Below are 23,176 nucleotides of genomic sequence, written 5' to 3'. Positions count from 1 at the left end.
CTCGTATGCCGTGTCTTCTTCCTGGTCGACGAAGCTTGGGGCGACTAGAAAGTTGACGGTGTTATAGGTGGGGCTAAGGTAGCCGACAGAGTACGAGGCATAGACCTGACCCTGACTAAACCCCCACTTTAGTGACGCCCGTGGACTGACCCGTTCAGTAGTGGCCTCTGGCACAGTAAATTTAAGTACTGAGATTGCATCGCCAGTGAGTGGGTTCAGGGCGCTAAGTGAGGAGTTTGCTACATTACGGGTTTCTGTGTCGTAACGCACCCCAAGGCTGAAATCAAAAGAGTGGGGCAGCAATGCGGTGCCTTCTGCAAATCCAGACAACGATTCAGTTTCTAGTACACCATTGGAGGCAAGTGCGACATCCACATCTAATAAATTACCAAGCCCTGCTGGTAATTCAATGGGAATGGGAAGGCCGTTTTCCAAGGCATTGCTACCGAAACGCAAATATAAGGGGTCGTAGCCACCCGCAGATTCTAGGTAATACATACCTGCCACCCAAACTAAATAGTCGCTCCATGGCGATTCGGCGTTTGACTCTATACGTGCTTCGAAGGTTTTTTGTTCAACAAATTGCCGAGGTACTTCCGCCACGAACAGTGGACTACTGGTGTAATCGAGATCGCCAATACCGTAGGGGACGGTCAGCTCCTGGTCTGAGGCCAATGCAATAAAGTCGAAGTAGGGGAGGCTCCAGTTTAGTCGGGCAGACACTAAAGTTCGCTCTGATTCGAAGCCGGAGTCAGTATTGTGTGCTACGTGATAGTCGAATTCGGGATCGGGAGTGCATGCCGCACAAAGTAAATAAGGATTTGTGCCTTCAGAGGTTAGACCTCCCGACGATTGGCCTTTTTCTTGAGAGGCGCTGAGGGTGATGTCTATATTCTCGGTGGCCCACCACTTCAGCTTTATGCGACCAGCCGTTAATTCTTCGTCGTAAACTTCGCCGCCTAAATCATTGGTGTAGATTGGCTCTTGATTACGTAATGTGCCAGAAAATGTGGCGGCCACACCGTCAACAATAGGGATATTTAAAAATAGGCTAGACGATAGACTTGAAGCATTAACAACATCAAAGTGGCCGCTATCAATTTTCACCTCACCAAAAAAGCTCTCATCGTCTGGGTCGGGGGTAATGATTCGTATCGCGCCGCCAAGGGCGTTGCGGCCAAATAAGGTGCCCTGTGGCCCCTTTAGTATCTCAACTCGCTCAATGGCGACGAGGGAGTCAATAGAGCCTTGAGCGGCGACTTGGTTAATATCATCAACATAAATGGGCACGCTAGGATCAGCAGAAGGCAAAAATGCCTCAGAACCGATGCCGCGTAAAAAGGCAATGTAGTAGCCGAAGGTATTGGCAAAAACGAGACCGGGCGTAATTTTTGTTAACCCCTGTGCACTTTCCACTCCAGCTGCATCTAATTTCTCAGCTGAGAAGGCCGCAATCGCGATGGGAATGTCTTGAATATTTTCTTCGCGCTTTCGGGCGGTGACCACCACCTCCTCTAAAAGTCGGTTGTTGAGTCGCTTTTTCTTTAGGGTATCGCTGGCGACTTCTTGAAAGCTAACTGGGTCTTCTTGTGCCGTTACTGGACTAGAGACCACACAGAGCATTGCCAGGGCTAAGGCTGTAGACCGAGGGCGGCCTATCCGCTCGTATATATCAAAACGGGGTTTCATGGCATTCCTTTGTATTTGTATTTAGGCTGAGCTAGCAGAATAAAATCTTATTATGTGCGTACAAGTGTTGTTTATTTGTTTACTTGCTCACCTCGTCGAATACGACGATTTTCAGCGAGTATGGCAAAGCTTGGAAGGGGCGCGATAAGGCTTTAGTCAATTCTTCCCGTTGTCAGCGGCAAAACTAGGCTGAGCAAAAATCAGTAAGAAAATGAAAATAAGGCTGGGGTACTTACCGTTTGTCATTTAAAGCTCCAATGTTCATGGAGCTTATACGGGCTGCTTGGCGTAGTAGATGTTGTCTACCGTCCGCGGTAGAGGAATGTCTCTAATTGCTCTCGTTGCGCCATGCCGTCGCGGTAACCAAGGTCAATTAATTTTCCGCAGTATTCGGGGGTGAAGAGTAAATAACTGGCGATACTGACGCCGCCACCGCTATTGCCGGTGCTACCTGTGCGGCGCAGAAACATACGTAAGGAGCGGGGTAGCTCGTTAACGTGTTCATCGGCAATGCGATCGATATCTTCACTGGGGCTAATCACCAGGCAGTCGATTGGAAGTAACTCTTTACCCATCATGCTGTGATCTTCGTCGGGTATAAGGCGGACTAATTCATTAATGCGTTCTAGCCGTTCGATATCAGTTTCAATGCTATCTATAAACGCGCTGTTTAGAAGGTGGCCGATGATTTGACCAAAGCCGGGCGACTTAATTTCTTGGGGTAGTTTTGGGTACTGCCGCTTGTGCCCGTTGGCAGGAATAACCAATACGCGATTTGCGCCAAGATGAATGACTGGACTAATGGGGGTTAATTGTCGAAGCGCACCGTCACCATAATAGTCGCGGCCTAATTTCGCTGGCGGAAAAATAGTGGGAATGGCACTCGACGCCATTAAGTGCTGAAGTTGGATTGGGGTTGCCAATCCTTGTCTACGCCAGCGCTGCCAACCTGCGTATTGGGGGCCACCTTGAAAAAAAGTCTCTGACACACCTTGGGTATAGTTCATGGCCGTGAGGCATAGTGCGTCTAAATCACCATTTAAAATATTGCGACCAATATTCTCAAATTTAACGTGCTCATTGAGTAATGCCCGCAGCGGGCTATTGTCTAGTAGGGCAACTGGTTTGCCGCCGGATGAGCCTGAGTTAAACAGTGAAATAGCTAATCGCAATACATTGCGCATCACGCCAAAAAAATCGGCGCGATAAATTTTATCAGTGCTTAGATTACGCCATAGCATTTCTAGCTTTTCGACCGTACCGGTAAAATGGTGCGCCCCCGCCGCCATCGAGACGGCGTTTATTCCCCCTGCTGATGTGCCCGCTAAAATAGGGAAGGGGTTGCCGGGACGACTCCCGTGAATTTCTGCCAGCGCCTTTAATACGCCGACTTGATAAGCTGCCCGCGCACCACCGCCTGGTAAAACCATAGCGGTATTGGCGTGATAGCAGTTTTCAGTTGATGTTTGATCGATATTCACAGTCGTGTCGTGTTCCATTGGGCTGTTAGCGCTTATGCCCGCGTAGTCCTGTATCCACCAATACTCGGGTGGCGATTTCTTCGACCGAGGCATGGGTAATATCAAGGTAGGGGATACCAAACCGTTTAAACATGGCCTCGGCTTGTCGGAGTTCGTCCTCACATTGCCGAAGTGAGGCGTAGCGGGTATCAGGTCTGCGCTCGCTACGGATTGCTGCTAGACGTTCCGCCTCGATCGTTAGCCCAAATAGTCGGCTGCGGTGTTCCATGAGTGCCTTTGGCAGGCGATCACTTTCCATATCTTCGTCGGTGATAGGGTAGTTAGCGACGAAGATCCCTGACTGCATGGCCAAATAAAGACAGGTTGGTGTTTTTCCACTGCGAGATACGCCAATCAAAATAACTTCCGCTTGATCGTAGCGATTGAGCCTCGCGCCATCGTCATTGTCTAGCGCATAGTTCACTGCATCGATACGTTGTTTATAAAGCATATCTTTGTCGGCGTTTTGTACGCGGCCAACGGTGCGAGAGGGCTTTTCACCCAGCGCAGCTTCTAGCTGACTAACAAAGGTACCCAGTACATCAACGATAAAGCCTTTGCTGGTGGCAATGATGGCGCGCAGATTTTCATCAACCAAGGTGTCGAAAACAATAGGTTGTTTGCCACAGTCTTCAGCAGCGCGATTAATTTTCTCTACGGCTGATTGCGCTTTTTCAGCATTATCCACGTAGGGAACAATAATATGCTCAAACTTTTGGCTTTCAAATTGCGCTAAAACACTACTTCCTAATGTTTCGGCGGTAATGCCGGTACTATCTGATATAAAAAAGGCCGGACGAGTCATGTAGTTTTTTTACCTAAGTCTCTGTGTTTTTCGACGGGAATTTCCAAATTACTTACTTTAGTATAGCCCGTGTTAATTTCTTGCACCCTTATAACCGTAATACGGTTGCTTTGTAAAATGGGAGATACCCGTGTCTGAATATGTAATCTGGTTTAACGACCTTGGAATGAACGATGTTGACCGAGTTGGCGGTAAAAACGCGTCCTTGGGTGAAATGATCAGTCAGCTGTCTCAGGTTGGTGTATCTGTTCCCGGTGGTTTTGCGACGACAGCTGATGCCTTTCGTGACTTTCTCCAACAAAGTGGTTTGAACGACCGGATTATCGCTGAACTAGACGGCTTTGATATTGAAGACGTTAAGAATCTTGCTGTGGTTGGCAAGAAAATTCGCCAGTGGATTGTAGAAACGCCGTTCCCAGAAGCACTTAACACCGCCGTAGTTGAGGCTTACGCCAAACTGGTGGATGGCAATGACTCAATGTCTTTCGCTGTGCGGTCATCTGCAACAGCGGAAGATTTGCCAGACGCATCTTTTGCTGGCCAGCAAGAAACCTTTCTAAATATTCGCGGCCTCGACAATATCATGATCGCGATCAAGGAAGTGTTTGCCTCTTTATACAACGACCGCGCGATTGCCTACCGCGTACACCAAGGTTTTGAGCACGCCGATGTTGCCTTGTCGGCCGGTATTCAACGCATGGTGCGCTCAGACACCGGTGCAGCTGGTGTTATGTTCTCGATGGACACGGAGTCTGGTTTTGACGGGGTGGTATTCATCACCGCCTCTTACGGCTTGGGTGAAACCGTGGTGCAGGGTGCCGTAAACCCCGACGAGTTCTATGTGCATAAAGCGACGCTGGCAAAAGACCGTCCCGCGGTTTTACGCCGTAACCTCGGCAGCAAAATGATCAAAATGGTGTACGGCAGCGACGCCAGTGCCGGTAAATCTGTAGAAACCGTTGATGTGAGTGACGACGAGCGCAACACCTTCTGTTTGAACGATGACGAAGTGCTCGGTCTTGCTAAGCAGGCCATGACCATCGAAAAACACTACGGCCGCCCAATGGACATCGAGTGGGCCAAAGACGGTGACGACGGCCAGCTCTATATTGTTCAAGCACGTCCAGAAACCGTGAAAAGCCGTGAATCTACCACCTTAATGGAGCGCTACCTGCTGAAAGAAAAGGGCGCGGTATTGTGCGAAGGCCGCTCTATTGGCCAGCGTATTGGCGCCGGCCCGGTGCGGGTGATTGCCGATATCAGTGAAATGGATCAGGTGCAGCAGGGTGATGTGCTGGTTACCGATATGACCGACCCAGATTGGGAGCCGGTTATGAAGCGCGCCTCGGCGATTGTGACCAATCGCGGTGGCCGTACCTGTCACGCTGCAATCATTGCTCGTGAGCTAGGTATTCCTGCGGTGGTAGGTTGTGGCGACGCAACCGAGTTATTAAAAGAAGGCACTCCTGTCACGGTATCCTGCGCCGAAGGCGACACTGGTATGGTGTATGAGGGGATTCTCGATTTTGACATCAACCGTAATAAGCTCGACGCCATGCCGGATTTGCCTTTCAAAGTTATGATGAATGTTGGCAACCCAGACCGCGCTTTCGACTTCCAAGGCTACCCGAATGCGGGCGTTGGCTTGGCGCGTTTAGAATTCATCATTAACCGTATGATTGGCGTTCATCCTAAGGCGCTGATTAACTACGACGATATTCCACGCGACGTGCAAGCGGCAGTAAAACGTCGTATTGCAGGTTATGCGAGCCCTGTAGAATTTTACGTGGAAAAATTGGTTGAAGGGATCTCTACCATCGCCAGCGCGTTCTACCCTAAGCGCGTTATCGTGCGGATGTCTGATTTCAAATCCAATGAGTACGCTCATTTGATTGGCGGTAGCTTATACGAGCCATCGGAAGAAAACCCCATGTTGGGTTTCCGTGGAGCATCGCGCTATATCTCTGATTCTTTCCGCGAGTGCTTCGAGCTCGAGTGCCGTGCACTTAAGAAAGTGCGTAACGACATGGATCTCACTAACGTCGAAATCATGGTGCCATTCGTGCGTACCGTGGGCGAAGCTAAACAAGTTATTGAGTTACTAGAAGCTAATGGCTTGAAGCGTGGCGAGAACGGTCTACGTGTAGTCATGATGTGTGAGCTGCCCGCTAACGCCTTGCTGGCTGAGCAATTCCTGCAGTATTTCGACGGTTTCTCTATCGGTTCAAATGATTTAACCCAGCTAACGCTAGGCCTAGATCGTGACTCTGGATTGATTGCGCACCTGTTTGACGAGCGCAACGACGCGGTAAAAGCGCTGCTAAAAATGGCGATTGATGCCTGTAAAAAGCAGGGCAAATACATTGGTATTTGCGGTCAAGGCCCATCGGATCATCCGGATTTTGCCCAGTGGTTGATGGAACAAGGCATAGACAGCGTGTCGCTGAACCCTGATTCAGTATTAGAGACTTGGTTGTTTTTGGCAGAAAAGCTTAAAACCTAATCGATAGATCTTATCGCTAATTCTCGTTTCGCCGCGAATTGTCTGAATTATATCCCCGCCCATTGCGGGGATTTTTTTGTGCTACCTAAAGCAATTTTATAGAAGTGATGAATCGGCTGGTAACAGTCGGAAAGAAAGGCAGCTACGCATTCAACAGTCTGAAGCGTTTGTGGGGCGGTTATTATATTGAGATTAGTAATGACATAAGTCTAAAATTAAAAAGGAATACGAGCTTAATAATTTAATTCGCGGGACAGTTGGCGCAGTTAATTTATGCTGGGTAAGCGTGGAGATGTTAAGCGAGGTAATGAACGATTTAGAACCCGGCTACTACCTAGCTCAAGGAGAGCTAAGTAGTAGCCGGTAAATCTAAAGTTTTAGTAAAAACAGTATTTTAGATAAGGCTGTTGAAGTGATTTATTGCACCTACATGTTTGGATAATTTGGCCCACCTAGCCCCTCTGGCGTGACCCAAACTATATTTTGCGCAGGGTCTTTAATGTCACATGTTTTACAGTGAACACAGTTTTGACCATTGATCTGAAATTTAGGTGCGCCCTCGGCATCCTCAACTACTTCATACACGCCAGCAGGGCAGTATCGCTGTGCTGGTTCTGCATATTTGGGTAGATTGTCACGAATTGGCAGCTCAGGATCTTTAAGAGTCAGATGGCAGGGCTGATCTTCTTCGTGGTTGGTGTTTGACAAAAATACCGAGGTCAGGCGATCAAAGGTGATTTTATTGTCTGGCTTGGGATAAGTGATTTTTTTGGATTCCGCAGCCGGTTTCATCTCTGCGTGATCGGGGTGATCGTCGCCCAGTGTCCACGGTAGCTTGCCACCAAAAATATTAATATCGACGAATGCATAAGCAGAACCAAAGAAATTACCCCATTTGTGTTGAGCGGGGCCAAAGTTACGCTGGTCGTACAGTTCTTTGTAAACAGAAGATTTTTCAAACTCAGTGGTGTACTCACCTAATTCTGCGCCTGTCGCTTCATTTTCAGTAATGGCTTTGTGAACGACTTCAGCGGCAATCATGCCGGATTTCATCGCTGTGTGGCTGCCTTTAATCTTCGCAAAATTCAGTGTGCCAGCGTCACAGCCAATCAACAGACCACCGGGGAAGGTCATTTTCGGTAGAGATTGCAAGCCGCCTTTGGCAATCGCGCGGGCGCCATAGGAGATACGCTCGCCACCTTCCAAATATTGCATAACGGTAGGGTGCTTTTTAAAGCGTTGAAACTCTTCGAAAGGCGACAAATAAGGGTTGTCATAGCAAAGGTCGGTAATCAGGCCAATAGACACTTGATTATCTTCAATATGATACAGGAAGCTACCGCCAGCAGCGCCGTTTTCAGCTAGGGGCCAGCCCGCAGCGTGCATAACCTTGCCTTCTTCATGCTTGGCAGGGTCAATTTTCCATAGCTCTTTAATACCAATACCGTAATGCTGGGGGTCTTTACCGGCATTAAGGTCGAATTTTTCCATCAAGCGTTTGCCTAAATGACCGCGACAGCCTTCAGCAAACAGGGTGTACTTGGCGTGCAGCTCCATGCCTGGCATATAGCTGTCTTTATGGCTACCGTCTTCTGCAATGCCCATGTCGCCAGTCACGACGCCTTTTACACTGCCGTCTTCGTGAAACAGCACGTCAGCGGCGGCAAAGCCAGGGTAAATTTCTGCGCCCATGCCTTCGGCTTGTTCCGCCATCCAGCGACATAAGTTGCCAAGGCTAATAATGTAATTGCCTTCGTTGTGCATGGTTTTAGGCACAGCAAAGCCCGGAACCTTGATCGCTTTTTCGGCACTGGTCATGTAGTAAATGTCATCGCCCGTGACCGGCGTGTTCAACGGAGCGCCTTTTTCTTTCCAATCTGGGAATAGCTCGTTTAATGCAGTGGGTTCAAAAACCGCACCAGAAAGAATGTGGGCACCGACTTCAGAACCTTTTTCTACAACACAAACACTGATGTCTTTTCCGGTGCTTTCGCTTAACTGACGAATTTTACACGCCGCAGCCAATCCGGCAGGGCCGGCACCAACTATCAGGACGTCAAACTCCATTGATTCGCGTTCCACAGACTCTCTCCTCTGTATGCTTTACCAGCATTGCCCTTATTTTGGGCGATTTATGACTGATTAAAAGCGCGAATTATAAAACTAGAGGCCTTAAAACGCTACTTTAGCCTTGGTTTTATTCTCTTCTTAGTAATAAAAGTTGTTTTTTAGAGTTTTAAAAAAACCTTTTTTAAACAAATGCTTATTAATATTAATCGCAAATACGATTAGCTTGCTAATAATCGTTATTCGCAGGATGAATACCGTGCTTTTATTGACCTTCGGTCTTAGACGCGTCAATATAACGGCGCTTTGAAAAGAGGCTTTATCCGGTTGGGATCGGTTTACGGTTCCACAGCGTAGGGATATAAAGCCATTCCATTTAATTTACGCGTGTACTGGGGAATCCATGAAGGTTCTGGTTGCTGTCAAACGAGTAGTTGACTACAACGTAAAAGTGCGTCCGAAGTCGGACGGAACTGGCGTTGATCTGAATAATGTAAAAATGGCTATTAACCCATTTTGCGAAATTGCCATCGAAGAGGCTGTACGTCTGAAAGAGAAAGGCGTGGTAACTGAAATAGTTGCTGTCTCTATTGGCGCTAAAGTATGCCAAGAGCAGATTCGTACTGCACTGGCTCTAGGTGCTGATCGTGGCATCTTGGTTGAAACCGATGTAGAGGTTCAACCGTTGGCGATTGCTAAATTGCTGAAAGCTGTTGTGGATAAAGAAGAGCCGAAAATGGTTATTCTTGGTAAGCAAGCTATCGATGGCGATAACAACCAAACTGGCCAAATGCTTGCGGCATTAACTGGCATGTCACAAGGTACCTTTGCTTCAGAAGTTGTTGTTGAAGGCGACACAGTGACTGTTACTCGTGAAGTCGACAGCGGTTCGCAGGTTGTTAAGCTGAATCTGCCTGCGGTGGTAACCACTGACCTGCGTCTTAACGAGCCACGTTATGCGTCGCTGCCAAACATTATGAAGGCAAAGAAAAAGCCTTTAGATACAATGACCCCTGAAGATTTGGGTGTTGATGTAACTCCACGAGTAACTACCCTTAAGGTAGAGCCGCCTGCGGAACGTCAAGCTGGTATTAAAGTCGCTGATGTTGCTGAACTTGTTGATAAGCTGAAAAACGAGGCGAAGGTAATCTGATGAGTATTCTAATTCTTGCAGAACACGATAACGCCTCTATTAAAGGCGCTACGTTAAATACTGTCGCTGCTGCAAAAGCAATTGGCGGCGACATTACTGTTCTTGTTGCTGGTGAAGCCTGTGGCGCTGCTGCAGAAGCGGCAGCAAAAATTGAAGGCGTTAGCAAAGTACTAGTTGCAGACAACGCAGCTTATGGACATCAGTTAGCTGAAAACGTTAGCTTGCTAGTAGCTGAGCTTGGCAAAGACTACGCTTACATTTTGGCACCGGCCACCACTAACGGTAAGAACACCTTACCGCGTGCGGCAGCATTGCTAGACGTTGCCCAGATTTCTGAAATCATCTCTGTAGAAAGCGCTGACACGTTCAAGCGCCCAATCTACGCAGGTAACGTTATTGCTACCGTGCAATCTTCAGATGCTATTAAAGTTATCACTGTTCGTACTACTGCTTTCGACGCAGTTGCAGCAGAGGGTGGCAGCGCATCAGTAGAGGCCGTTGCGAGCGCACATGACGCCGGCAACTCTAGCTACGTTCGTGAAGAAGTCGCGAAGAGCGACCGCCCAGAACTAACTGCAGCAAGTATTGTGGTTTCTGGTGGCCGTGGCATGCAAAATGGTGACAACTTTGCCATGTTGTATTCTTTGGCTGACAAACTCGGCGCTGCAGTTGGTGCTTCGCGCGCTGCTGTTGATGCAGGCTTTGTACCTAACGATATGCAGGTCGGTCAGACTGGTAAAATCGTTGCTCCGGGCTTGTATATTGCGGTTGGTATTTCCGGCGCAATTCAGCATTTGGCTGGTATGAAAGACTCTAAAGTCATTGTTGCTATTAACAAAGACGAAGACGCACCAATTTTCCAGGTTGCGGATTACGGCTTAGTTGCCGATTTGTTTGACGCTGTTCCAGAGCTTGATTCAAGTCTCTAAGCTAGCGTAAACAAAAAGTCTTAAAAGCCCGGTGTTTACATCGGGCTTTTTTTTATCTTAACTTTCATCCTCTTTATTGAATAGTTTCTTCTTCTCACTGTCTGAATGGACAGCAATATGTGAAACTCATAAACCTCAGCTTAAAACATTGAATATTTAGAACGAATAGTCACGTTCTGCAATTTGCAAAGGAGATACTCATGAAAAAGCTAGTATGTGCGCTTGTGTTGTCATTACCATTGGTAGGTTTGAACGCCCTAGAGTTGGATAAAGACTCGTCGGTGTTAAATTTTGTAACCGTGAAAAATGACTCTGTTGCAGAGCTTATGAGCTTTACTTCGCTTAGCGGTAGCCTTGACGATGAAACCGGTAAAGCAGAGCTTAATATTGATTTAAGCAGCGTTGCGAGCGGCATCGATATTCGTAATGACCGCATGCGTGAACACTTATTTCAAATAGATAAATTCCCCGCGGCGACTTACACCGCAGCGCTAGATATGGCTGAATTAAAGGCAATGTCGGCGGGGGAGCAAAAGCCCATAGATTTAAAAGGTGATCTTAAGCTTCACGGTAAAACAGCGGCAGTGAGCTTTAAGGTCATAGTGACCAAACTGAAAGATGGCAGCTACCACGCAGCGACAAGCGCGCCGACTTTTATCAGTGCTAGCAGCTTTGAGTTGGAGCCGGGGATTAGCAAATTACGTAGCTTAGCGAGCTTGGCAAGTATCGATCTTGTTGTGCCAGTAACTTTCTCGGTGGTATTTAAGTAGCAGCTTGTGCGGCGGGCTTAGTCTCGCCGCAACTTATCTGAGATACCAATAGGGCTCGGGTAATTAAACACAACGATATACGACGACACGACAAAACTAATAATCGCAGTTGCTTGTATAAGGTGTGAGGCTTCTCGTCCTATCAGTGCCATTTCAGCTGCGACATAGGCAATGAGCAAAGAAAACTCGCTGATTTGCCCCATCCTAAACCCTAAATCCCAGGCAAGCTTTTTGGTTTCGCTCATGCTGTGTATTAAGTAGCGGAAAATAATGGGTTTGAGCGTCAGAACTAGCGTGGCGAGTAAGATTGCCGGCACTAAAATATCAGCCAATAAACTTAAATCGAAGCGCGCGCCAAGCGAGAAGAAAAACAAGATTAAGAAAAAATCTCTAAGCGGCTTTAAATTAATCGCGATATATTGCGAAATCGGACTCGTTGCTAAGCTGATTCCCGCCAAAAATGCACCAATCTCAGCGGACAAGCCTAAGCTATGCGCCGCTTCACTCATCCCCAAACACCAACCTATGGCGAGTAAAAAGATATATTCATGAAAACGGTCAAACCGTCTGAGCAGCGGCAGTAATAGAAATCGTACCGCCGCAAACGCAAAAACGATTAACGCGGGTAGGGCGATTAATGTTCTTAGTAAGTTGCCCGCAGAAAATTCACCTTGGTTCATGCTGAATAAAACCAGTAGTACAAAGATGGCAATTAAATCCTGTAGCAATAGTAGACCGACCATCAACTCGCCAGTGTGGCGATGATGAAGTGCCGTGGTTGGTAGTAGTTTTATGCCGATGATGGTGCTGGAAAACATCATTGCAGCGCCAATAATTAGGCTCTCTGTGTGACTAAAACCAAAACTGAAGGCAAGCCCGAATCCGATAGCGGCAAAGGCTAAGGAGCTAGCAAGCGCAACCACCGTTGCTTTTTTAAGCGTACTAAGGAGAGACTTCGGCTGCATATCTAAGCCGAGTAGGAATAGCAGGAAAATAATGCCGAATTCGGCAATCTCAGCGAGTAATTTCAGGTCGGTAACCCAGCCAGTGCCGTAGGGGCCAATAATTGCACCTAAGGCGATGTAGGCGATTAATAGCGGCTGACGAGTGTACAGCGCAATTGACGCAAGCACCGCTGCACCGCTGAATATCATGAAAAAAGATGAAGTCAGGCTGGCTTCCACGCGTAATACCTCTAGCTGCGGCGGTAGAAATCATCATCACACAGGCGTGTGCAATGAAACAATACAGGCAATAAAAAATGCCGTCTAAGTGACGGCATTTAGGGGCAGCTTGCTATCAATAAGTATTAGCGGCGGCGGAATAGCGGTAAACGTTGATCGATACTGGGTTGGTAGCTTTCAGAGAAATCCTTGAAGCTTGCCAGCGATTCTTCAATATCACTATTTTCTAGTGCAAAACTATTAAAACCGCAGCGGCTAAGAAAATACAGCTGGTCGCGCATAAAATCACCAATCGCACGTAATTCGCCCTTATAGGCAAATTGCTCACGCAATTCACGACCATAAGAAAAACCACGGCCATCTGCAAACTTCGGGAAATCTACGGCGATAAGCTCGAACTCTGCGATATCAGCACCTAGCGCTTTTGGTGATTCGTCACTAGCAAGAAAGACTGCAACATCGCCTAAAGCTTTTAGTGCATCTTTGTTACTTTGCCATAGCGCCAATGGGACGATATAGCCACCAGTTTCTGGCAAGGTTTCGGCGTCACGCCATACTTGCCAGTTATCATCGCAAATCTGCTGGTCTTTAATAATATTAGGCATAGGCACGCTCCTTAAAGGGGTCGATGCCAACACGGCGGAAGGTGTCTAAAAAACGCTCTTCCGGCTGGCGTAGATTTACATAAGTTTCTAATACTTTTTCGATAACATCAGGCACTTCGGTTTGAGCGAAAGAGGGCCCAAGAATAGAGCCCAGCGATGCATCTAAACCTTGGCTGCCACCCAGCGATACTTGATAAAATTCTTGGCCTTTTTTGTCGACACCTAATATACCGATATTGCCGATATGGTGATGACCGCAGGCATTCATGCAGCCGGAAATATTAAGTTCGATTTCGCCAAGGTCGTACACGTAATCGATGTCATCAAATCGGCGCTGGATCGCCTCAGCGATAGGAATCGATTTTGCGTTTGCTAAAGAGCAGAAATCACCACCGGGGCAGCAAATAATATCGTTTAGCGTACCTACCGTGGGCGAGGCAACTTCTAACTCAACAAGCTCCTTCCATAAAGCGAATAGATCTGCCTGTTTTACATCTGGTAGCACAAGGTTCTGCTGGTGAGTGCTGCGTATTTCGCCAAAGCCATAACGCTCAGATAAATCAGCTACAGCCTCAAATTGCTCCGCAGTAATGTCGCCAGGAGCGACGCCAACTGTTTTTAATGCCAGCGTGACAATACGGTAGCCAGACACTTTGTGTTCATGGGTGTTGTGTTGTAGCCAGCGAGCGAAATCAGCGCTCTCTAAGGCTAAGGCCTGCATATCTTGCTGCGGTAATGCAGCGTAGTTTGGCGGCACGAAAAATGATTTTGCGCGGTTAATTTCGTCAGTGGTAAGACTTAACTCACCGTCTTTTATATGCGCCCATTCTTTTTCAACTTCAGCTTTAAATGTATCGGCGCCCATGGCACGAACTAAAATTTTAATACGCGCTTTAAACTTATTGTCACGGCGACCGAGCTGGTTGTACACCCGCAAAATCGCTTCAAGGTAAGTGAGCAGATGTTTTGGCTCTAAGCTCTCATGAATCAGGCTGCCGATAACTGGGGTACGCCCAAGGCCACCACCAACAAACACTTTAAACGCAGTATTGCCGTCGGCATCGTGAACGATTTGGAGACCAATGTCGTGCATCATGATTGCTGCGCGATCAGACTCAGAGCCGCACACGGCAATCTTAAATTTGCGGGGTAAGAAGGCAAACTCAGGATGAAAGGTCGACCACTGGCGAATAATTTCGCAGTAGGGGCGAGCGTCTTCGACTTCGTCTGCAGCAACGCCGGAGAACTGATCTGCGGTCGTGTTACGAATACAGTTGCCGCTGGTTTGTACGGCGTGCATTTCAACCTCGAGTAGCTCGGCCAAAATATCTGGTACTTCTTCCAGCTTTGGCCAGTTCAGCTGCACATTTTGGCGGGTGCTGATATGAGCATAGCCTTTGTCATATTTACGAGTGATGTGGGCTAATTTACGCAGCTGCGTTGCGTTGAGCGTGCCGTAAGGCACAGCGATACGCATCATTGGCGCTAGGCGTTGGATGTATAAGCCATTTTGCAAACGCAATGGCAGGAACTGCTCGTCAGTGATTTTGCCATCAAGATAACGCAGGGTTTGATCGCGGAATTGTGCAACGCGCTGACTGACAATCTGACGGTCAAAGTGGTCGTAAGTGTACATAGAAACCTTTGTCTTAAGAGTTTTGGCGGGCAAAAACGCGATGTAACGCGCTGCAGTAAAAACCGGTAGGTATTTTACGCTGAAAATGACCAGAGATCACCTGTTACGATCGCAATGGTAAAGACTAAGTCCTTATTCCGCTAACTGATTTTCTGGGTAATGCATATGTGGCGTGTCGATAACGGGGAGTGGTCAGGTGCTTTTTTGGCAGTAATTTGGTGAAGGTGCAGCTTTGCTTATCGCTTAAAAGTTTAATTCTGGCTGGCTTTTAATCATGTAATTACGCCGTAGCCATGAATTAAAACTAACCTACTAAGCATTTTTTGCTACAATAGCGCCGATTTTGTGTGCCGTGTTTCGGCGTCTTTAACTCGTATTATGAGGCTCCCATGTCTGATCAAACCCAAGAAGAGCGTGATGATAACTTTGCAGATGTTTGCGCTGCTGTTGCTATTTTGGCCTTAGTTGTAGGTACTGTGGTTTATTGGCTACACGGCATGCCGACCTAGTTTGTAAAATATCGACATAAAAAAAGCCGCTGATGCGGCTTTTTTTATGTGTGTACATTGGTATTGGTCCTTTTTATTTCAACACAATCTGTACAACGGTAAACACAGTTGCGATAAATACGCCTACAAAAATAATGGCGGTAATAACGTAGTTTCGGAAGCGGCCGTGGGTGAAGTCACGCTCTCGATTTCGGCTACTTTGTACGCCAAAGGCGGCCGATATAATGCTTCCGATTACGGCTAAGGGGCCTGGTTTTTTCATTTTGTCTTGTTGTTGATCCATCTTACTTTACCCTTGCTGTATTTGATTTACGTCATACCCATTATTAAATCTAGCGCCTAGGGATCATAGTCCAAGGTCGGCGATAACCAGCGTTCCATTGCCGTCATCTCCATGCCTTTACGCTTGGCGATCGAAGCGACTTGATCTTTGCCAATACGCCCAACGGCGAAATACCGTGACGCGGGATGAGAGTAGTAAAAACCACTTACCGCGGCGGCGGGGTGCATCGCTAAATGCTCAGTGAGCACAATGCCGGTTTCATTGGTCGCATCTAATAAATTAAATAGCGTGGTCTTTTCGGTGTGATCCGGGCAGGCTGGGTAGCCTGGTGCCGGACGAATCCCCTGATAACCTTCTTTAATTAGCTGCTCGTTGGTCAATTCTTCATCTGGAGCGTAATGCCAGAATTCTTTGCGAACTCGGCGATGCAAAGTTTCTGCGAAAGACTCTGCTAGACGATCTGCCAGCGCCTTAACCATGATGGAATTGTAATCATCGTTGTCTTTAATATATTGCGTTGCAAGTTCGTCAGCACCCAAACCAGTGGTGACCGCAAAGCCACCAACGTAGTCAGTGATGCCGCTATCTTCTGGCGCAATATAATCGGCCAAACTCATTTGCGGTTTGTCATCTGGCTTTTGGGCCTGTTGGCGAAGATGATGTAGTGTGGCAAGTTGCTCTTTGGTATTCGGATCAAATACCGCGACATCATCGCTACCTGAGCGGCGCGCAGGCCAAAAACCAATAACGCCATTGGCTTGAAGTAGCTTGTCGTTAATTAGGTGGTCTAGCATTTTTTGCGCGTCGTCAAACAGGTTGCGAGCGGCCTCACCAACCACCTCATCCTTCAAGATTTTGGGATATTTTCCCGCCAACCCCCAAGAGATAAAAAACGGCGTCCAGTCGATGGTTTCACGCAATTCTTCCAATGGATAGTCGGTGAAGGTGCGTGTGCCCAAAAACGTCGGTGTAGGCGGAGTGTAGTTGTCCCAATCCCATTTAAAAGCAAGGTCGCAGGCCGCTTGGTAGCTATGTAAGCGCTTTTTGCCCTGATTACCGGCGCGGCGTGCACGAACGCGCTCGTACTCGTCTTTTCTTGCGGCAACAAAGGGCGCTTTTAAATCTTTGCTAATAAGCTGAGTTGCTACCGCAACACTGCGTGATGCGTCCGGCACGTAGACTGTGGCGTCATTTTTATACTTGGGTTCAATTTTAACCGCAGTATGGGCCTTAGATGTGGTGGCGCCGCCAATCATCAACGGGATGGTGAAACCGAGGCGCTCCATTTCGCTAGCAACGTGAACCATTTCATCTAAGGACGGCGTGATCAGTCCACTTAAACCAATAATGTCGACATTCTCGCGTTTGGCTGCTTCTAAAATTTTGTCGCAAGACACCATAACCCCAAGGTCGATAACCTCGAAGTTATTACACTGGAGGACAACGCCAACGATATTTTTGCCGATATCGTGCACATCGCCTTTCACCGTTGCCATTAATACTTTGCCGTTGGCTTTGGCGCCAACTTCTTTGCCTGCTTCAATAAACGGATTGAGGTAGGCAACGGCTTGTTTCATAACCCGGGCAGATTTAACTACCTGTGGTAAAAACATTTTGCCGTCGCCGAACAGGTCGCCGACCACATTCATGCCGTCCATTAAAGCACCTTCGATAACATCGATAGGCTTTACGGCGGCCGCGCGGGCGGCCTCGGCATCTTCTTCTATATACGTTGAAATCCCTTTTACCAGTGCGTGTTCAATCCGCTTATTAACGGGTAGCTCGCGCCAGCTAAGGTCTTCTTTGTTCTCGGCGGTACTGCCGTCGCCCTTATACTTATCCGCAATATTTAACAGTCGCTCGGTGCTATCGTCGCGGCGATTGAGAATCACGTCTTCAACGTGCTCCTTCAGCTCTGCTGGTAGATCGTCATAAATAGCCAGCTGGCTGGCATTTACAATCCCCATGTCCATGCCGGCTTTAATCGCGTGATAGAGGAAGACCGAATGTATTGCTTCACGAACCGCGTTATTGCCACGGAAAGAGAACGACACGTTCGATACGCCACCTGACACCATCGCATGAGGCAGTGACTTTTTGATGTAGGCGGTGGCTTCGATGAAGTCGACAGCATAATTATTATGCTCGTCTATACCCGTCGCAACGGCGAATATATTAGGGTCAAAAATAATGTCTTGGGGCGGAAAGCCAATTTCGTCGACCAAAATATCGTAGCTGCGCTTACAGATATTCGCTTTGCGTTCAAAAGTGTCTGCTTGGCCGTCTTCGTCAAAGGCCATGACGACTACCGCCGCGCCATATTTTAAGCAGGAGCGAGCACGCTCACGGAATTCTTGTTCGCCTTCTTTTAGCGATATCGAGTTAACTATGGGCTTACCTTGAATACATTTTAAGCCAGCCTCAATCACATCCCATTTGGACGAGTCGACCATAATAGGCACACGGCAAATATCAGGTTCTGCGGCAACCAAATTTAAGAAGGTGACGATGGCATTTTTTGCATCGAGCATCCCTTCATCCATATTGATGTCGATAACTTGGGCGCCGTTCTCCACCTGCTGACGCGCAACCGAGAGGGCGGCGTCGTAATCGTTTTCCAGAATCAAGCGTTTGAACGCGGCAGAGCCGGTAACGTTACAGCGTTCGCCCACGTTCACGAATAAGGAATCTGGGGAAATATGGAAAGGTTCCAGCCCTGCTAAGCGACAAATTGGCTCGCGTGTTGGTAGCGGGCGTGGCGCAATACCGTCCATCGCCTCGCCAATCGCTTTGATGTGAGCGGGTGTGGTGCCGCAGCAACCGCCAACTAAATTAAGGAAGCCGCGCTGCGCAAACTCTTTGAGTTCACCGTGCATATCTTCAGGTGTTTCGTCGTATTCGCCAAATTCATTTGGTAGCCCAGCGTTAAAGTGGCCGCTGAAATAGCAATCTGACGCCTCACAAAGCTCTTCAACAAATGGACGTATCTCACTGAATCTACGACCACAATTGGTGCCGATGATCAATGGCTTGGCATGTGCGATAGAATTCCAAAAGGCCGTTGGCGTTTGGCCTGACAGGGTGCGGCCGCTGGTATCGGGAAAGGTCACCGAAATCATAATCGGCAGCTTTTTACCGCTGTCTTCAAAATATTGTAGTACCGCGTAGACCGCAGCCTTCGCGTTAAGGCTGTCGAACACCGTCTCAATCATGAGAATGTCGGCGCCGCCGTCAATAAGACCGCGAGTAGCAGCGTAGTAATTTTCAACCAACTGGTCGAAATTGATATTGCGGGCGCCGGGATCGTTTACATCCGGCGATATAGACGCGGTACGTGGGGTCGGTCCAATCACTCCAGCTACAAAGCGCGGTTTGTCGGGGTTCTTGGCGGTTTCCGCATCCGCGACTTCGCGGGCCAAGGCGGCGCCGGCGCGGTTAAGCTCTTCCGCAATGTCACCCAGCTCGTAATCGTCTTGGGCTACGACGGTGGAGTTAAAGGTATTGGTCTCGATAACGTCGGCGCCAGAGTCGAGATAGGCTTGGTGGATTTCGCGAATAACATCTGGCCGAGTCAGTGTTAGCAGATCGTTATTTCCCTTCAAATCCTTATGAAAGTCTGCAAAGCGTGATCCACGATAATCCATTTCCTCAAGCTTATAGCTTTGAATCAAGCTACCCATCGCGCCATCGATCACCAGAATTCGGTTTTGAAGGGCTTGAGTAAGTTGCGTGATGCGGGTGGTGGACTGGCTCATGAATATCCTGATATATGAAACAATTAAAGTGCTAAAGCGCGTCTCGGACTGTGGCCGGAAAGGGCTTCGTGGTAAACTACGTAATTCTAACAGATACACGGCCCAGCATTGAAATTGTTTGGCAAAACAGCGAGATATACAGAGGTTATTATGTCAACAGAGCAAACAGCCGTTAATTTGACGATCACCGAGTCTGCCCAAGACTACCTTGCGGATCTTTTAAGCAAGCAGGAAGACGTGATTGGCGTGCGGGTGTTCATCACACAGCCAGGTACGCCGAAAGCCGAGACCTGTATCGCTTATTGCCGCGATGGCGATATGACCGATAATGATGAGGTGCGCGACTACCCCAAATTCAAAGCTTACATTGAAGGGCGTAGCATTCCTTTCTTAGACGAAGCGTTTATCGATTACTCTAAAGATCGTATGGGCGGCCAGCTCACAATCAAAGCACCCAATGCGCGCTTACCCAGAGTCGATGCAAACAGTCCCTTGGAAGATCAAGTTAACTATGTACTGTACAACGAGGTGAACCCCTCATTGGCAGCCCACGGTGGCGAGGTATCTTTACTAGAGCTTACCGATGACAACTTTGCCATCTTGAAGTTTGGCGGTGGTTGCCAAGGTTGCGGCATGGTTGACGTTACGCTCAAAGAAGGTGTTGAAAAGACCCTGATTGAAAAAGTACCGGGTCTAGCCGGCGTCAAAGACAGTACCGATCACAGCAATACCGAAAATGCGTACTTTAAATAGAAAACGCCATCGTTAGCGCATCAAAAAGCCAGTACTCGTAAGACGGGGCTGGCTCTCCAGGAAAACATATTATGCAGTTACCACATTCACGCACTGAAATTCAGGTGCGATTTTCTGATCTTGATATCCTCGGACACGTATCAAATAGTTATTACGCCCAATATTTTGATTTAGCGCGGGTGACTTTTTTTAGAAACATTTCCAAGATTAGCGAACGAGTTAATCCCTCACACGTTGTTGCCAGCGTAAAAATGGATATGCTTCGCGAGATTTGCTTTGATAACACCGTTATCGTTGATACGTGGTGTTCCAAAATGGGCACCAAAAGCATGACGATTGAGCATCATATCTATGCCAATGGCGAGCTAGCTACTACCTGTCAGACCATATTGGTTGGCTTTGATCGGGAAACCAGAAAATCTACTGCACTGCCAAGTGATTGGGAAGCGACAGACATCAGCGATGTGCGCCCGCCAGAAACAACAAGCGAATCTTAAGCGCCATGCTTTGCTACTGTGGCAGCGCTATTCAGTTTAACGATTGCTGTAATACGTACTTAAGTGGCGCCAATGCGGCGCCAAATGCAGAAGCGCTGATGCGGTCTCGGTTTAGCGCTTTTTGCCTTAAAGATCCAGAGTACTTACTTGCCACCTTGCATAAAGATGCTCGGGCCAAGGAAAGTAAAAAGGCGCTAATACGTAGCTTTGGCAACACCGAGTGGCGTTCACTAAAGGTCATTCGCAGCCAGCAAGGTAAGAGTGCTCAGCAAACTGCTGAAGTTGAGTTCGCGGCATTCTATTTAGAGGGCGACGCAGGTGGGCAGCTCCACGAGCGCTCGCGATTCATTTTTGAAGAGGGTCGCTGGTTTTATGTGGATGGCGATATTTTACCGCCCATATCCTTAACTAGAAACGAACCTTGTTGGTGTGGCAGTGGTCGTAAGTTAAAGAAATGCCATCCAGAATAGGAGTTTAAATGTCGGTATTACGCGTGCTGTCGTACAACGTACACAAGGGCTTTTGCTCCGCTAACCGACAATTTTTACTCAAGCAAATCCGCGAAAGTATCCGCAGCGTTGATGCTGAAGTGGTTTTTTTACAAGAAGTGGTTGGCGAAAACAGCCAACACGCTTCGCAGATTGACGGCTGGATTGATGAAAGCCAATTTGAATTCCTAGCCGACACGGTCTGGCCGCATTTTTCCTACGGCAAAAATGCGGTTTACGACCACGGCCATCACGGCAACGCCATACTCAGCAAATACCCTATTATTGCCAGCGAGAATATTGATATCTCGCTATACCCACGCTCACAGCGAGGCTTACTACTCAGCATAATAGAGCCGGGTATCTACGTTATTTGCGTGCACATGGGACTACTGGGCTGGGAGCGGCATCAACAATTCAAACGTTTGATGGCCGTTATTGAGGACAAAATTCCCGCGGGCGCGCCGCTAATTATTGCCGGCGACTTTAATGACTGGAGTGGCTCCTTACATTTACGCTTTAAACACAGCTTAAAATTACGCGAAGCGTCAGTACAAGTTAACGGCAAACTCGCAAAAACCTTCCCTGCAAAACGACCGGTACTACGCTTAGATAGAATCTATTTTAGAGGGTTTAATGCGGTCACGGCCAAGCGCCTAAATGGCGAACCTTGGCGATCATTGTCTGACCACTGCGCTTTATATGCCGAGCTAAAGCTACATATTTAATTACTGAAAATTCAAGATTGGGACGGCTTCAGAAAAAAAGCCCCTAGTTTTAGGGGCAAAAAAACCATGCATTATGGTTGTGAAGCACACGCTATACGCAGCTCAGCACAAAACAGATTTTATCTTAGTCATCTTATAGGCAAAAAAAAGCGCCCGAAGGCGCTTTGATCACTCATACAGAAAGCGCTTATCGTTTGCGGCTTGGCAAAACTTCTTTTAAGCGTTCACGCATAGTGCGCAGTGCAGTTTCCGTCTCTTCCCAGCCGATGCAGCCGTCAGTAACCGACACACCGTAAGCTAGTTTAGACAGGTCTTCCGGAATGCTTTGGTTGCCAGCATTGATATTGCTTTCAATCATTAAGCCAATAATTGAGGTGTTGCCTTCAATGACTTGATTCGTTACGTTTTCAATGACCAAAGGCTGCAGCGACGGCTGTTTACTAGAGTTAGCGTGGCTGGTATCCACCATAATATTTAGCGGAATGCCTGATTTATCTAATTCTGCTTCGCATAATTTAATGTGCACAGAATCGTAGTTAGGGCCTTGGCTGCCACCACGTAACACAATGTGGGTGTAGGCATTGCCGCGGGTATGAATAACTGCAACTTGACCGTCGCCATTTATACCCAGAAAACGGTGGGGATTTACAGCAGAGCCAATGGCATTCAACGCCACGGTTAAGCCGCCGTCAGTGCCGTTTTTAAAACCAACAGCAGAAGACAGACCACTCGCCATTTCGCGGTGGGTTTGCGATTCTGTGGTGCGTGCACCAATCGCTGACCAAGAAATACAATCTTGTAAGTACTGTGGTGAAATGGGGTCTAAGGCTTCAGTCGACGTCGGCAAGCCAAGCTCGCTGATATCAAGCAGCAATTTACGGCCAATATGTAAACCATCTTCAATTTTGAAGGTGTCATTTAAATATGGGTCATTGATCAAACCTTTCCAGCCGACGGTAGTGCGCGGCTTTTCAAAATACACCCGCATAATGATTACTAGCGTGTCGCTAACCTCATCTGCTAGGGCTTTTAAACGACGGGCATAGTCCATCGCGGCATCAACGTCGTGGATGGAGCAGGGGCCCACAACCACAAACATGCGGTGGTCTTTACCGTCTAGAATATTTCTGACAGTTTCACGGCCCAGTGAAATAACTTCCTTGGCAGCATCGCTCATAGGAAGAGCTGCTTTTAATGCGGCAGGGGTGATAAGGACCTCCTGCGCATCAACATTTACATTTTCAATTATAGTGTTAGACATAATACTTCCGGTTTCGGATACATATAAACGCAATTCAGCTG

The 23,176-nt window shown here is 47.8% G+C and carries 18 protein-coding genes; 8 read left to right on the top strand and 10 right to left on the bottom strand.

Translation table 11 applies throughout. The annotated features are described in order from the left end of the window. The 3 genes from GVJ32_RS17625 to ppsR all read right to left on the bottom strand — a co-directional run. Positions 1-1,689: TonB-dependent receptor (locus GVJ32_RS17625; protein WP_159241389.1), on the bottom strand; the 1,689-nt coding region annotated here is incomplete at its 3' end. Positions 1,690-1,991: 302 nt separating this feature from the next. After that, on the bottom strand, positions 1,992-3,188 hold the full coding sequence (locus GVJ32_RS17620) for a patatin-like phospholipase family protein (protein ID WP_159241388.1): 1,197 nt from the start codon (positions 3,186-3,188) through the stop codon (positions 1,992-1,994). 7 nt (positions 3,189-3,195) lie between these two features. Continuing rightward, positions 3,196-4,014, bottom strand: coding sequence for a posphoenolpyruvate synthetase regulatory kinase/phosphorylase PpsR (gene ppsR, locus GVJ32_RS17615; protein WP_159241387.1), 819 nt, complete (start codon positions 4,012-4,014; stop codon positions 3,196-3,198). Between the two features lie 130 nt (positions 4,015-4,144). On the opposite strand from ppsR, the gene ppsA reads away from it, so the two are divergent. Then, on the top strand, positions 4,145-6,517 hold the full coding sequence (ppsA, locus tag GVJ32_RS17610; RefSeq protein ID WP_159241386.1) for a phosphoenolpyruvate synthase: 2,373 nt from the start codon (positions 4,145-4,147) through the stop codon (positions 6,515-6,517). A 426-nt stretch (positions 6,518-6,943) separates the two neighbouring features. Here ppsA and GVJ32_RS17605 read toward each other — a convergent pair whose 3' ends face one another. Further along, positions 6,944-8,599, bottom strand: a complete 1,656-nt coding sequence (locus GVJ32_RS17605; protein WP_159241385.1) for an electron transfer flavoprotein-ubiquinone oxidoreductase — start codon at positions 8,597-8,599, stop codon at positions 6,944-6,946. A gap of 388 nt (positions 8,600-8,987) precedes the next feature. Here GVJ32_RS17605 and GVJ32_RS17600 point away from each other — a divergent pair, with 388 nt between their 5' ends. The 3 genes from GVJ32_RS17600 to GVJ32_RS17590 all read left to right on the top strand — a co-directional run bounded on the left by GVJ32_RS17600 (position 8,988) and on the right by GVJ32_RS17590 (position 11,436). After that, complete coding sequence (locus tag GVJ32_RS17600; protein ID WP_159241384.1) at positions 8,988-9,737, top strand: electron transfer flavoprotein subunit beta/FixA family protein; 750 nt, start codon at positions 8,988-8,990, stop codon at positions 9,735-9,737. Then, positions 9,737-10,666: an electron transfer flavoprotein subunit alpha/FixB family protein gene (locus GVJ32_RS17595; protein WP_159241383.1), complete on the top strand. Its 930-nt coding sequence runs from the start codon at positions 9,737-9,739 to the stop codon at positions 10,664-10,666. The genes GVJ32_RS17600 and GVJ32_RS17595 overlap by 1 nt, the downstream gene beginning before the upstream one ends. A gap of 200 nt (positions 10,667-10,866) precedes the next feature. Beyond that, positions 10,867-11,436, top strand: coding sequence for a YceI family protein (locus tag GVJ32_RS17590; protein WP_159241382.1), 570 nt, complete (start codon positions 10,867-10,869; stop codon positions 11,434-11,436). A gap of 17 nt (positions 11,437-11,453) precedes the next feature. Here the strand turns inward: GVJ32_RS17590 and GVJ32_RS17585 are convergent, their stop codons facing one another. From GVJ32_RS17585 to metH, 5 genes are all read right to left on the bottom strand, one after another. Next, positions 11,454-12,620, bottom strand: a complete 1,167-nt coding sequence (locus tag GVJ32_RS17585; protein WP_159241381.1) for a cation:proton antiporter domain-containing protein — start codon at positions 12,618-12,620, stop codon at positions 11,454-11,456. Positions 12,621-12,745: 125 nt separating this feature from the next. Beyond that, positions 12,746-13,225 carry a DUF934 domain-containing protein gene (locus GVJ32_RS17580; RefSeq protein WP_159241380.1) on the bottom strand — a complete coding sequence of 160 codons (480 nt, stop codon included), beginning with the start codon at positions 13,223-13,225 and terminating at the stop codon, positions 12,746-12,748. Further along, positions 13,218-14,861, bottom strand: coding sequence for a nitrite/sulfite reductase (locus GVJ32_RS17575; RefSeq protein ID WP_159241379.1), 1,644 nt, complete (start codon positions 14,859-14,861; stop codon positions 13,218-13,220). Before GVJ32_RS17575 ends, GVJ32_RS17580 begins: the two co-directional genes overlap by 8 nt. A gap of 582 nt (positions 14,862-15,443) precedes the next feature. Then, positions 15,444-15,653 carry a DUF2970 domain-containing protein gene (locus GVJ32_RS17570; protein WP_159241378.1) on the bottom strand — a complete coding sequence of 70 codons (210 nt, stop codon included), beginning with the start codon at positions 15,651-15,653 and terminating at the stop codon, positions 15,444-15,446. 56 nt (positions 15,654-15,709) lie between these two features. Further along, positions 15,710-19,408, bottom strand: a complete 3,699-nt coding sequence (gene metH, locus GVJ32_RS17565; protein WP_159241377.1) for a methionine synthase — start codon at positions 19,406-19,408, stop codon at positions 15,710-15,712. A gap of 150 nt (positions 19,409-19,558) precedes the next feature. Between metH and nfuA the strand changes: the two genes are divergently transcribed. From nfuA to GVJ32_RS17545, 4 genes are all read left to right on the top strand, one after another. Further along, positions 19,559-20,161, top strand: coding sequence for a Fe-S biogenesis protein NfuA (gene nfuA / locus GVJ32_RS17560; protein WP_159241376.1), 603 nt, complete (start codon positions 19,559-19,561; stop codon positions 20,159-20,161). Positions 20,162-20,232: 71 nt separating this feature from the next. After that, on the top strand, positions 20,233-20,658 hold the full coding sequence (locus GVJ32_RS17555; RefSeq protein WP_159241375.1) for an acyl-CoA thioesterase: 426 nt from the start codon (positions 20,233-20,235) through the stop codon (positions 20,656-20,658). 5 nt (positions 20,659-20,663) lie between these two features. Continuing rightward, positions 20,664-21,128: a YchJ family protein gene (locus tag GVJ32_RS17550; protein ID WP_159241374.1), complete on the top strand. Its 465-nt coding sequence runs from the start codon at positions 20,664-20,666 to the stop codon at positions 21,126-21,128. Positions 21,129-21,136: 8 nt separating this feature from the next. After that, positions 21,137-21,874: an endonuclease/exonuclease/phosphatase family protein gene (locus GVJ32_RS17545; RefSeq protein WP_159241373.1), complete on the top strand. Its 738-nt coding sequence runs from the start codon at positions 21,137-21,139 to the stop codon at positions 21,872-21,874. Positions 21,875-22,061: 187 nt separating this feature from the next. On the opposite strand, the gene GVJ32_RS17540 is transcribed toward GVJ32_RS17545, so the two are convergent. Further along, complete coding sequence (locus tag GVJ32_RS17540; protein WP_159241372.1) at positions 22,062-23,135, bottom strand: 3-deoxy-7-phosphoheptulonate synthase; 1,074 nt, start codon at positions 23,133-23,135, stop codon at positions 22,062-22,064. Positions 23,136-23,176 lie beyond the last annotated feature (41 nt).

The sequence above is a fragment of the Zhongshania aliphaticivorans genome (assembly GCF_902705855.1).
GTDB lineage: Bacteria > Pseudomonadota > Gammaproteobacteria > Pseudomonadales > Spongiibacteraceae > Spongiibacter > Spongiibacter aliphaticivorans_B.
This window is presented reverse-complemented; position numbering and strand designations above follow the sequence as displayed.